Genomic DNA, 12,339 nt, shown 5'->3' with positions numbered 1-12,339 from the left:
CCGGGTGGTCACGGGTCGCCGCCGTCTCAGGAGATGAAGTCGTAGGAGAGCTGGTCGTCGCTGTCGGGCCAGGTGGCGAAGCGCCGCAGGCCGTACAGGAGCGGGTGCCGCTCCTCCACGAGCCGGGTCACCCGGGTGACCCGGCCCATGATCACGACGTGGTCGCCGACCACCTGGTCGGTGCTGACCGCGCAGTCGGCGACGGTGTGCGCGGCGTCCGTCAGATGGGGGCCGCGGGCTCCGTCCGGTGTCTGCCAGGCCACCCGGTCGAAGCGGTCGGGGGCGCCCGAGGCGAAGAGTTCGGCGGTGGCGCGGGCCCGCCGGTGCAGGAGGTTCACCGCGAAGGAGCGGCGGGCCAGGACCGCGTCGAGCGTCGGGCTGCCGCGCCGCATGCACACGAGCAGCACGGGCGGCTCCATGGAGACGCTGCACAGCGAGGTGAGGGTCATGCCCCACGGGTCGCCGCCGGTGCCGGTGGTGGTGACGACGGTCACGCCGGTGGGGAAACCGGCCATCAGGGCGCGGAAGTCGGCGGGGCTGCCGGGGCTCATGCGCTCTCCTCCCTCGCGGTCGTGGCTGACGTGGTGGTCGTGGCTGGCGTAGTGGTCGTGGTGGTCGTGGCTGGCGTGGCGCGGGAGGCGGCGACGCGTCCCCTGGTCTCCTCGATCTCGGCTACGAGGGCGGCCGTGAAGGCGGGGAAGGCGTCGTCCAGGAAGTGGAAGTGGCCGCCGGGGAAGGTCAGGCGGCGGAACGCGCCGGTGGTCTCGGGGGCCCAGGCGGCGGCGCCCGCGGCGGGGGCGAGCGCGTCGTCGGTGGCGGCGAAGACGGTGAGGTCGGCGGTGAGCGGCGGCCGTCCGGGGTCGGGCCGGTAGGAGTCGAGGGCCCGCAGGTCGGCCCGGACCAGTTGAAGGAACCGGGCCCGGAACTCGGGGAGTTCGTCGAGCCGGTCGGGCATCCCGCCGAGTCGGGTGAGCCTGCGGGCGAGTTCCACCTCGGACAGCGCGGGGTCGAGGAGGCGGACACCGGGGCGGACGGCGGGCGCCTGCCGTCCCGAGACGCCCACCCAGAGCGGTGCGGTGCCGCGCCGTTGCAGCGAGCGCGCGGTCTCGGCGGCGACGACCGCGCCGAAGCTGTGTCCGAAGAGGGCCAGCGGCGTCCCGTCGGCGACGGCGGCCACGTCCTCGGTGACCTGGGCGACGAGCGCCGTCATGTCGGTGAACGGCGGCCGGTCGTGGCGCTTGCCCCGGCCGGGCAGGTCGAGCAGGAGCAGGTCCCAGGCGGGCGGCAGCCGCCGGGTCATGGGGTGGTAGACCGCGCCCGAGCCGCCCGCGTGCGGGACGACGACCAGGCGCAGGTCGGGGGACGGCAGCGAGCGGGGCCTGACGAAGGCGGCGGTGTTCACGCGCCCACCTCCTGCCGGGCCCCGGCGGTGGCCGCGATGCTCCGGGCGAGGGTGCCGAGCAGGTCGCGCAGGGGCTGGTCAAGGGAGAGTTCGTCGGCCGTCATGCCGACGTCGAAGTGCTCCTCGACGCGGGTGATGAACAGGGTGGAGAGGAAGGAGTCCCCGCCGACGTCCAGGAAGGAGAGGCCGGGGTCGAGGCCGTCTGCCTGGAGGACGTCGCCGAGCACGGCCAGCAGGTACCGGGTGAGGGGTTCGGGGTCGAGCGAGTCCGGGAGCGGGACCCCGGTCGCCGCTGCCGTGCCGGGGCCGGTCCGCGCGGCGTCCCGGGGTTCGTCGATCCAGTACCGGATCGGGCGGAAGGGGTAGGTGGGCAGGTCGGCGGCGAACCGGGTGCCGGGTGCGGCGAGCGGGGCCAGGCGCGGGTCTGCGCCCGCGGTGAAGAGCGCGGCGAGCGCGGCGGCCAGCAGCCCGGGGGCGTCCCCGGGCCGGTCTCCGGCGAGCGGCAGGGTGGTGCGCCGACCGCCCGCCTCCCAGGACAGCTCGATCCGGACGGCGGGGGTGGGGGCGAGGGCGGGTTCGGGGGTGGTGGGTTCGGAGGTGGTGGGTTCGGGGGTGGCGTCTTCGAGGTCGGGGCGGTCGGTCGGTGCGGGCGAGGCGCCGTCAGGATCGCGGGTCGGTTCGCGGGTCGGTTCGCGGGTCGCGTCAGGGCTGTATTGGCTGTCAGGGCTTGTGTCGTCGGCGAGTGTGGTCGGGATGCCGAGCCTGGTCAGCAGGGCGCGCAGGGTTGCGGCCGGGGTGGCGGGAGTGCCGTGGGGGCGGTTGGGGCGCCAGGGGCATTGTCAGGCCCGGCCGAGTCACCCTCGGGTCCGGCCGGGGCACCTTCGGATGTGGCCGGGACGCCGTCGGGTGGTGTCGGGGTGGTGCCGAGCAGGGGGTGGGCCGTGGTGAGTTCGGTGGCGACGGCGGCCAGGGCGGCGGGCGGGCCCTCGACGCGCAGGGTGAACCGGCGCGGCGGCACGGGAGCGGGCGTCGTCGGCAGGCCGCGGGCGCGGTACTCGGCGAGCCCGTCGGCGAGGGCGCGCGCGGTGGGCGCGACGACGGCCAGCCGGTACGGGAAGGGGGCGCGTCCGGCGCGCAGCGTGTGGCAGAGACCGGCGAGCCGGGTGTCGTCCGTCGCGCGCAGCAGGGCCTCGGTCCGGTCGGCGAGGTGGTCGAGGGCGACGGGGTCCTTGGCGCTGAGGACGAGGAGTTCGGGGCGTCCCGGGCGCGGGGGCGCGGGTTCGGCGGCGGGCGCCCGGTACGCCTCCAGGACGGCGTGGACGTTGGTGCCGCTCATGCCGAAGGAGTTGATCCCGGCGATCCTGCGCGGCAGTTCGGGCCAGGGGGCGGGCCGCCGGGGCACGGTGAAGCCCAGCCGGTCCCAGGGGATGTGCGGGTTGAGGTCGCCGTCGGCCGGGTCGGCGGCGGCCGGGATCACGCCGTGCCCGAGCATCAGCACGGTCTTGATGACCGACGCGATGCCGGAGGCGCCCTCCAGGTGGCCGAGGCGGGACTTGACGCTGCCGATGCTCAGCGGGGTGCCACGGCGGCGCACCGCCTCCCCGAGGACGCCGTCGAGCGCGCCGATCTCGATCGGGTCACCGAGGACGGTGCCGGTGCCGTGCGCCTCGACGTAGCCGACGTCGGCCGGTGCGGTCCTGGCGTCGGCCAGCGCCGCCTCGATCACCTCCCGCTGCGCCGGTCCGTTGGGGGCGGTGAGACCGGACGCGGCACCGTCGTGATTGACGGCGGTCCCGCGGACGATGGCGAGGACGGGACGGCCCTCGCGTTCGGCGTCGTCCAGGCGCATCAGGGCGACGACCCCGACGCCCTCCCCGCGCCCGTAGCCGTCGGCGGTGGCGAGGAACGACTTGGAGCGGCCGTCGGGTGCCAGGGCCCGGGTCTGGCAGAGCGAGACCATCAGGTTGCCGGAGAGCAGCAGGTTGGCGCCTGCGGCGAGCGCGTAGCGGCACTCGCGGCGGCGCAGGGCCTGGACCGCGAGGTGGAGGGTGGTCATGGACGAGGAGCAGGCCGTCTCGACGCCCATGACGGGACCGGAGAAGCCCAGCAGGTGGCTGACGCGTCCGGCGCCGAAGCTGAGGCCGCCGCCGGTGATGTAGTAGGGGTCGATGCGGGAGGTGTCGCGGCGGTCCTCGTTCCGCTCGCTGTACTCGGACGTCATCATGCCGAGGTAGATCCCGACGTCCAGCCGGTCGGCGCGGCGCACCGCGATCCCGGCCCGCTCCAGCGCCTCCCAACTGGTCTCCAGGAGCATCCGCTGCTGCGGGTCGAGGAGCCGGGCCTCGCGCCGGGAGACACCGAAGAACCCGGCGTCGAAGTCGGCGACGGAGGTGAGGAAGGCCGCCCGGTCGACGTAGGAGCGGCCGGGCCGCCCGGGGGTCGGGTCGTGCACGGCGCGCAGGCCGGGGCGGTCGGCTGGGATGCCGGACAGGGCGGAGCCGGTGCCGGTGAGGAACTCCCAGTACGCCTCTGGTGTGTTGAGGGCGGGCGGCAGTCTGAGGCCCATGCCGACGACGGCCACCGGCGCGTGGGCCGCGTCCTCCAGTTCGGCGATCCGGGCGCGCAGCCGCCGGGAGAGCCGGAGCTGGTTTTCCATCAGGGCGCGGACGCCCTCGGTGTCGATGGCCTCGCTCATGCCTGGCTGTCTCCTTCCCGGGACACGTCGCTGCGGACGGCCCGCAGGAGTTCGTCGAACGACATCTCCGCCGGGTCCGGCGCCTCCGACGGCCGCGACGGCCGCGACGGCTCCGACGGCTGCGACGGCTGCGACGGCTGCGACGGCACGGAGTGCTCTGCCGGGGCCTGCTGCTCCGCCCGTTCCGCCGGTCCGCTCGGACCCGTTCGCTCTGTCCGGCCTGTTCGGTCTGTGTGGTCCGTGGGGTCTGTACGGGCTGTTCGGGCTGTGTGATCCGTGCGGTCGGTGGTCGGTTGCGGGGCTCCGTCGAGGTCCGTGGGCGTGGGGCGCAGCAGGCCGAGGACGTGGGCGGTGAGACGCGGGACCGTGGGGTGGTCGAGGGCGACGGTCGCCAGGAGGTCGACGCCGAGGGCGTGCGAGAGCCGGGTGCGCAGGTCGATCACCATGATCGAGTCCAGGCCCATGTCGCCGAAGGTGGTGTCGTCGTCCCGGGCGGCCTGCTGGCCGAGGGTCTCCCCCGCGGTCGCGCGGACGAACTCCGCCAGCGCCTCGTCGCGGTCGTCCGGTGCCAGGGTGCCGAGGTGGGCGCCGAACCAGCCGCGCGGCCGGGCTGCTGCGGCCGGACGGTCGTCCCGCGGCGGGCCCGCGGCGTCGGCCAGCAGGCGGGCGCGCGGGTGGCCGTCGAGCGCGGCGGTGTAGCGGTCGGCCGCGAGGTCGACGGCGATCGTGCGGGCCTCGCGCGCGGCGAGCGCGGCCAGCAGCAGCGGCTCCGCCGTGTCGTCGGTGAGGGCGCCGATGCCCAGCCGTGCGGTCGCGCGGCGCACGGCCTCGGTGGCGGCCAGCCCGCCCTCGCCCTCCGGTGTCCACGGTCCCCAGGCGACGGCGGTGGCGGGGACGCCCTCGGCGCGCAGCCGCTCGGCGAGGCCGTTGAGGTAGCCGTTGGCGGCGGCGTAGACGGTCTGTCCCGCCGAGCCGAGCACGCTGGAGGCCGACGAGAAGAGGACGAAGGCGTCCAGGTCGTGGCCGCGGACCGCCTCGGCGAGGATGGTCGCGCCGAGCGCCTTCGCGGCGAAGACCCGTTTGGCCGCGGCCCGGTCGACCCGGTCGAAGGCGCGGTCGTCCGTGACCCCGGCCAGGTGCAGGACCCGGCGCAGCGGCTGGTCCGCGGTGGCCTCGGCGACGGCGCGGGCGCAGTCGCCGGGGTCGGTGACGTCGCCGCGCAGGACCCGGACGCGGGTGCCGGAGACGGTGAGCGCGTCGAGGGCGCGGCGTGCCGCGGCGTCCGGATCCGACCGGGACATCAGGGTGAGGTCGGCGCAGCCGTTGCGGGCCAGGATCGCGGCGGTGCTCAGGCCGAGCCCGCCGAGGCCGCCGGTGACGAGGGCGGCCCCGGTGAGGGGGCCCGCCGGGGTGCCGGTGCCCGTGGCGGGGACGAGCCTGCTTACGCGGGTGCCGTCCGGGCCGGTCTCGACGCGGGTCTCCACCGCCCCGTCGTCGAGGATCCGCTCCAGGGTGCGCAGCAGGCGGTCGGCGTCCCAGCCGTCGGTCAGGGTCACCCGCAGCAGCCGGCGTTCGCGCTGCTCGGCCTCCAGGGAGGCGGCGAGTCCCCACAGGGTCTCCCGCAGGGGCGCCTCGGGGACGCCCGCGCCCGCCAGGACGGCGTACGGCACGGCGGCGGGCGCGGCGCGCAGGGTGGTGGCGAGGGCGAGCACGGCCTCGGTGGCGGCGCGGGGGTCGGCCGGTGGGGCGGCGAGGAAACGGGCGTCGAGGACCAGGTCCGGCGCGGGGCCGGGGAAGGGGCTCGCGCCGTCCGTGGGCACCGCGCGGTGTCCGCGTTCCCCGAGGGCCCGGGTGAGGAGGCGTCCGGCGGGGGTGGCGGCGCCGACGACGGCCACGGTCCTGGACGCCGTCCGGTCGACGAACGCGGGGGCGGGGCCGGGGTCGGGGTCGGACACGGTCCTCGACGTCGGACGGACGCCGGACGCCGGGCCGGGGTCGGGCGCGGTCCTGGACGCCGCCTGCTCGACGGTCGTCGCGCCGGGGTCGGCCGCGGTCCTGGACGCCGCCTGGTCGACGGTCGTCGCGCCGGGGTCGGGAACCTCGCGTGTCACCAGGTCCCAGGTGTGCGGGGTGGAGCGGCGCAGGGAGGCGCGCAGCACGGATCGGGAGGCCAGGCGGAAGCGGAAGCCGTCCATGGCGAGGACGGTGGCGCCGCTGTCGTCGAAGAGGTGCAGGTCGGCCCGTTCCACCTGGTGGAACCCGGTGCCCGCCGCCGGGCGCAGGTCGGCCCTGACGTGGCCCCACAGGGACCGGCCCGCTGCGGACCCGCCGGGGAAGGCGACGCGGGCCGCGGCGAACGGGATCACCAGGGCGGGCTCCTCGTGCGCGGGTTCCGCGTCGTCGTGGACGGCGAAGCAGACGGAGCTCTGGAGGCAGGAGTCGAGGAGCCCGGGGTGGATCGCGTACTCCTCGGCCGGTTCGGACATCCGCGCGGGCGGCTCGAACCGGATGAGGGCCTCGTCGCCGTGGATCCAGGCGTCCTTGACCCAGCTGAAGGAGGGGCCGAGGAGATAGCCGATGCCCCGCAGGTGGCGGTAGAACGCCTCGCCGCCGAGGTGGCGTTCGGCGCGTGCGGCGAACGCGCGCGGGTCGGGCGCCTCGCGGTGGCCGACCGGGTCACCGGCGGGGCGGCGGGCCGTCAGGTGCTCCTGCCACCGGCCGGTCTCGGGGTCGAGGAGGCTCTGCACGCTCACCGCGCGGTTGCCCGCGGTCCCGTCCCGCTCGACGATCTGCATCTCGTACCGCTCGTCGTCGTGCAGGACCAGGGCGCGCGGGAAGTGCAGGTCCTCCAGGACGACCGCGCCGCCGTCCCCGCTCAGCGCGGAGAGCACCGTGGCGGTCTGGGAGGCGCCCGCCACCTGCACGGTCCCGAAGAGGCGGTGGTCGTCGAGGTGCGGCGGGTAGACGGTGCTGCGTTCGGTGACGAACACCCGGCCGTCGATCGCGGGCGAGCGCAGCGGGGTGCCCCAGGGCGGGGCGCCGGGGACGGTCGCGGGGCCCTGACCGGGCGTTCCGGGGGCCGGGGACGTCCCGGGGCGGGCGGGCTCGGCGGTCGTGGTGCCGCGCCAGAAGGTGGTGGCGGCGAAGGGGTAGAGCGGTGCGGCGGCCCGGGGGGTGCGGCGCGGTGCCCGGCGGGCCGCCCAGTCGATGTCGTGGCCCAGTTCGTAGAGGGTCGCGGCGGCCGCGGCCAGGCCCGCGTGCTCGGTGCTCCCGCGCCGCATGGACGGCAGCAGTCCGGCGGCCGGTACGGTCCCCGTCGCGCGCACCAGGTTCACCAGCGTGGCGTCGGGCCCGATCTCCAGGCAGACGTCCACCTTCTGCTCGGCGAGCAGGCGGGCGCCGTCGTGGAAGCGCACCGGTTCGCGGGCGTGCCTGACCCAGTAACCGGCGTCCAGGGTGCCGGGCTCGGCGAGGCGGCCGGTGAGGTTGGAGATCAGCGGGGTCAGCGGGTCGCCCAGGTCCAATTCCGCTGCCGTGGCGCGGAGTTCGGGCAGGACGGGGTCGAGCAGCCGGGAGTGGAAGGCGTGCGAGACGGTCAGCCGGGTGCCGCGCACCCCCTCCGCGGTGAGGCGGGCGGCGAACCGGTCGATCTCCTCGGGTGTCCCCGCCACCACCGTGGAGTCGGCGGTGTTGACGGCGGCGACGTCGAGGGCGGCGCCGCCGAGCAGCGTGCGCAGCCGTTCCTCGGAGGCGCGGACGGCGAGCATCGCGCCGCGCCGGGTGCCCTGCATCAGGGCGCCCCTGCGGGCGATCAGGCGCAGCCCGGCGGAGAGGTCCATGACGCCCGCGTGGACGGCGGCGGTGATCTCACCGACGCTGTGCCCCATGACGACGTCCGGGACGACGCCCCAGGACTCCCAGAGCGCGGCCAGCGCGCTCTCCAGGGCGAAGAGGGCGGGCTGCGTCACCCGGGTCTCGTGCACGGCCCGCTGATCGCTGCCGTACAGCACGAGTTCGACGAGGGAGCCGCCGAGCGCGGGGGCGAGTTCGCGGTCGCAGCGGTCGAAGACGTCCCTGAACACCGGTTCGCTCTCGTAGAGTTCGCGCCCCATGCCGAACCGCTGGCTGCCCTGTCCGGAGAAGAGGAAGGCGATCCGGGGCCGTCCGGTGCCCGCGCGGGCCGGGGGCGGGTCCGCGAGCCGGGCGAGGAGTTCGTCCCGGGTGCGGCCCAACAGGGCGCGGCGGTGGGGGAAGTGGGCGCGGCCCGCGGTGGCGGTGGCGGCCAGGCCCGGGAGTTCGCCGTCGTCGGCACCGGTCAGCCGCTCCCGCCAGGCGGCGGTGAGCCGTTCGAGGCCGGGGGCGTCGGGCGCCGACAGCGGGACGAGATGCGGGGTGCCGGCCGGGTCGTCGCTCGTGGCGGCGGGGGCCCCGGCCGGTGGGTCGGCGAGCACCACGTGGGCGTTGGTCCCGGAGAGTCCGAATCCGGAGACGCCCGCGACGCGCGGTGCCGTGCCGGAGCGCCAGGGTGTGGGGGTGTCCACGACCCTGACGTTCATGTCGGCCCAGTCCACATGCGGGTTGGGTGCGGCGAAGTGGAGGTTGGCCGGGAGGAGATCGTGTCTCATCGCCAGCACGGTCTTGACGACGGCGGCCATCCCCGCGGCCGACTCGCAGTGACCGATGTTGCTCTTGACCGACCCGATGTGCAGCGGCTCATCGGGTTTCCGGCCGGGTCCGAACACCCGCCAGGCGGCGCCCAGTTCGACGGGATCGCCGAGGGCGGTGCCGGTGCCGTGCGCCTCCAGGTAGGAGACCTGGCGGCCGTCGGTCCTGGCGTCGGCGAGCGCGTCGGCGAGCAGGGCGCGCTGGGCGGTGCCGCTGGGCGCGGTGAGCCCGGAGGAGGCGCCGTCCTGGTTGACGGCGGTGCCGCGGATCACCGCGAGCACCCGGTCGCCGTCGCGCCGGGCGTCGCGCAGCCGCTTCAGGACGAGGACGGCGCAGCCCTCGGCCCGCACGAACCCGTCGGCGTCGGCCGAGAAGGAGCGGCAGCGCCCGTCCGGGGAGAGCATGTGCGCGCGGCTCGCGGCGACGGACGCCGTCGGGTCGAGGATGACGTTGACGCCCCCGGCCAGCGCCGCGTCGGACTCCCCTGAGCGCAGGGAGCGCACCGCGAGGTGCAGGGCGACGAGCGACGACGAGCAGGCGGTGTCGACGGCGAGCGCGGGTCCGTTCAGTCCGAGGACGTACGCGAGCCGTCCGGCGGCCGCGTTGAGGGAGGTGCCGGTGCTGTAGTAGGCGTCGACCCGGTCGGCGCCGGGCGCGGCCAGGAGGCGGGCGTAGTCGGCGTAGCTGACGCCGACGAAGACTCCGGTGCGGGTGGAGCGCAGGGCGTGCGGGTCGAGGCCGCCGTCCTCCAGGGCGTGCCAGGCGGACTCCAGCAGGAGCCGCTGCTGCGGGTCGAGGTTCTCCGCCTCGCGGGCGGGGATGCCGAAGAAGGCGGCGTCGAAACGGGACACGTCCTTGAGGAAGCCGCCCTGGTCGGTGGTGATCCGGCCGGGTCCGTCACCGTCGCCGTGGAAGGCGGCCGTGTCGTAGCGCCCCTCGGGGACCGGGCCGACGGCGTCGCGGCCGGTGCGCAGCAGGTCCCACAGCTCGTCGACGGAGTCGGCCTGCGGGAACCGCCCGGCCATGCCGACGATGGCGACCGGTTCGTGCGGGTCGGGGGCGGCGGAGGCGTCCGGGGGCGGGTCGGCGGCGGGGGCGGGTCGGAGGACGTCGGTGGGACCGGGACCGGGACCGGGAGCGGGCGCGAGGTCGGCAACGGGATCGGAGTCGGCGGTGGGGTCGGTTGCGGGGTCGGGGTCGAGGGTGAGGAGGTACTCCGTGACGCGGGTGACGCTCGGGTGGTCGAACACGTCGGCCGCGCGCAGGGTGACCCCGAAGGCCTGGCCGAGCCGGTCGACCAGGTCGACGGCCATCAGGGAGTCCAGGCCGAGATCGAAGAACCCGGCGTCGTGGCGGACCGACTCCGCGTCCTCGAAGCCGAGTTGGGCGGCGACGATGCGGGCCACGTGGGCGCGGGCCGCGGCGGGCCTGCCCCGCTCGGGCAGCGCGGCCAACTCCGCCACGACGGACGGTTCGGCGGGCGCGGTGGACACGGCGGGCACGGCGGGCACGGCAGCCACGGTGGCGCCGGCGCCGGTGCCGGTGCGGTCCTGGTGGTCCGCACGGTCCGTGGCGTCGAGGAGGCCTCGTGCCCGGAACCGGACCATGACCGCGCGGAACCGGGCGCCGTCCAGCGGGCAGACGACGACGTGTCCGGCGACGGAGCCGCGGGCGCCGAGCGCGGCGCGGCCGGTGGCCGGGTCGAGCGCGCCCACGCCCAGCCGCGCGAAGCCGTCCCGCGCGGCCGAGTCGGCCATCCCGGACTCGCCCAGGTCCCAGGGACCGTACGCGATGCTCGACGCGGGCAGGCCGAGGCCCGCGCGGTGGGCCGCGAGGGCGTCGAGGCCGCCGTTGGCCGCCGCGTAGGCGGCGCACCGGTCCGTGCCCCAGACGGCGGAGACGGACGAGACCGTGACGAAGAAGTCCAACGGCCAGTCGAGGGAGGCCAGGTGGAGCAGCCAGGCGCCCGCGAACTTGCCGCGCAGCGAGTCGGCGAAGCCCGCGGTGCCGGTATCGGCGGCCGGGACGCGCTCCAGCGTGCCCGCCGCGTGCAGCACCCCGCGCACGGGAGGCATGTCACGCAGGTCGTGACGGAGCGCGGCGACGGCCGCGGCGGTGCCGCAGCCGCCCGGCCGGTAGACGACCCGCACGCCCTCGGTGTCCAGACGGCGCAGCAGCTCCGTCGCCTCGGCGTCGAGCCGGTCCGCCGGGCGGCGGCCGACGAGCAGCAGGTGGCGCGCGCCCAGGGCGACCAGCTCGGTGGTCAACTCGCGTCCCACGCCGCCGAGTCCGCCCGTGACGAGGTAGGTGGCGTCGGGCCGCACGGTCGGCCGGCCGGTGTCGGGCGCCGCCATCTCGGTGAGGCGGGCGACCAGCGTCACGCCGTCGCGGACGGCGGCCAGGTCCTCGGCGGGCCGGTGGGCGAGGGCGCCCTCGGTCTCCCGCGCGACGAAGCGCAGCAGGGCGTCGAGGTCGGCGTCGGCCGGTCCGGCGGGTCCGCCGGGGAGATCGACGACACCGCCCCAGCCCGCGCCGAGTTCGAGCCCCAGGACCGGCGCGAGGCCGTGCAGGAGTCCGTGGTCGGTGGCGGCCACGGTGTCCTCGGGGCGGGTACGGCGGGCGCCCCGGGTGAGCGCGAAGACCCGCGCACCGCCCCGCTCCCGGGCAAGCCCGGCAACGGCGGCCGCGACGGCGGCACACAACTCGGCGCCGGGGGTGACTAGTTCGGGGGCGGCTGCGCCCGGGGTGGGGGCGGAGTCGAGCGGATCGATGGTCGGGGCGAGGTCGGACGCCCCAGTGATCGGGGCGGGGCCAGGGCCAGGCGCCCCAGTGGTCGGGGCGGGATCCGCTTCGCCGATTTCCGGGCCGGTGCGAGGCCCCGAGAGGCCAGCCGCCGGACCGGTCACGGCAACCCCGGTCTCCGGATCAAGTCCCCTGCGGTCCGCCGGACTTGCCTGCGTGGCGTCGGCCGCTCGGCCGGGCCCTGCGCCGTACGGGACGGATCCGGGGAGGCCGCTCCCCTGGCCGGATCGCGGGGCGGCGGCCTCCGGTCCGGGGCTCGGGAGGTCGGACTCCGCGCCGGCGCCCGGCAGTTCGGTGGCGCGCAGGGCCAGGAGCAGCGGGGCGTCCGGGTCCAGGGACTCGGTGTTCCAGGTGGCGGCCCAGGCGTCCGCGTCGGCGGGGAGGGGCGCGTGGCGCCAGTCGCCGGGGAGATCGGGGGCGGACGGCGCGAGCACCGTTCCGGTCACGCCGAGGGCGGCGGCCCGCGCGGCCAGCGCGCCGAGCAGGTCCGTGTCGTCGCCCGCGAGGACGACCGGTCGCGCTTCTCCGGCGGCCGCGGGGACGTCGTCGGCCCGCTGCCAGGTCACCTCGTGGACGAGCGGCAGCGCGTCGCCCGACGGTGCGGCGACCGGGGCGACGGGCAGGGCGCGCGGGGCGAACCGGCGGCGCTGCCACGGGTAGGCGGGCAGGTCGACGACCTTCCGGGGCAGGGCGCCGACCGACGCGCCGGGGTCGTGCGCGCCCCCGGGCACCGTGCCCGGTGCCGTCCGCTCCCCCGGCGTCCGCTCCCCCGCGG

5 protein-coding genes are annotated in these 12,339 nt (G+C 76.8%); all 5 read right to left on the bottom strand.

Translation table 11 applies throughout. The features are described from left to right. Positions 1-26: 26 nt before the first annotated feature. Positions 27-551, bottom strand: a complete 525-nt coding sequence (locus GA0115242_RS34930) for a flavin reductase family protein (RefSeq protein ID WP_093835672.1) — start codon at positions 549-551, stop codon at positions 27-29. Continuing rightward, complete coding sequence (locus GA0115242_RS34925) at positions 548-1,402, bottom strand: thioesterase II family protein (protein ID WP_093835671.1); 855 nt, start codon at positions 1,400-1,402, stop codon at positions 548-550. The genes GA0115242_RS34930 and GA0115242_RS34925 overlap by 4 nt, the downstream gene beginning before the upstream one ends. Next, positions 1,399-1,629: an acyl carrier protein gene (locus GA0115242_RS41060; protein ID WP_161353434.1), complete on the bottom strand. Its 231-nt coding sequence runs from the start codon at positions 1,627-1,629 to the stop codon at positions 1,399-1,401. Before GA0115242_RS41060 ends, GA0115242_RS34925 begins: the two co-directional genes overlap by 4 nt. Positions 1,630-2,168: 539 nt before the next feature. After that, entirely contained in the window at positions 2,169-4,097 is a 1,929-nt protein-coding gene (locus tag GA0115242_RS34915) for a beta-ketoacyl synthase N-terminal-like domain-containing protein (protein ID WP_202556306.1), read from the bottom strand. Beyond that, positions 4,094-12,295 carry a type I polyketide synthase gene (locus tag GA0115242_RS34910; protein ID WP_093835669.1) on the bottom strand — a complete coding sequence of 2,734 codons (8,202 nt, stop codon included), beginning with the start codon at positions 12,293-12,295 and terminating at the stop codon, positions 4,094-4,096. The genes GA0115242_RS34915 and GA0115242_RS34910 overlap by 4 nt, the downstream gene beginning before the upstream one ends. Positions 12,296-12,339 lie beyond the last annotated feature (44 nt).

This window comes from Streptomyces sp. SolWspMP-5a-2 (assembly GCF_900091845.1).
Classification (GTDB): Bacteria; Actinomycetota; Actinomycetes; order Streptomycetales; family Streptomycetaceae; genus Streptomyces; species Streptomyces doudnae.
This window is presented reverse-complemented; position numbering and strand designations above follow the sequence as displayed.

Bases quoted from the DNA above. Each gene is read 5' to 3' on its own strand.
- GA0115242_RS34930 (WP_093835672.1), bottom strand. From the start codon at position 551: ATGAGCCCCGGCAGCCCCGCCGACTTCCGCGCCCTGATGGCCGGTTTC.
- GA0115242_RS34915 (WP_202556306.1), bottom strand. From the start codon at position 4,097: ATGAGCGAGGCCATCGACACCGAGGGCGTCCGCGCCCTGATGGAAAAC.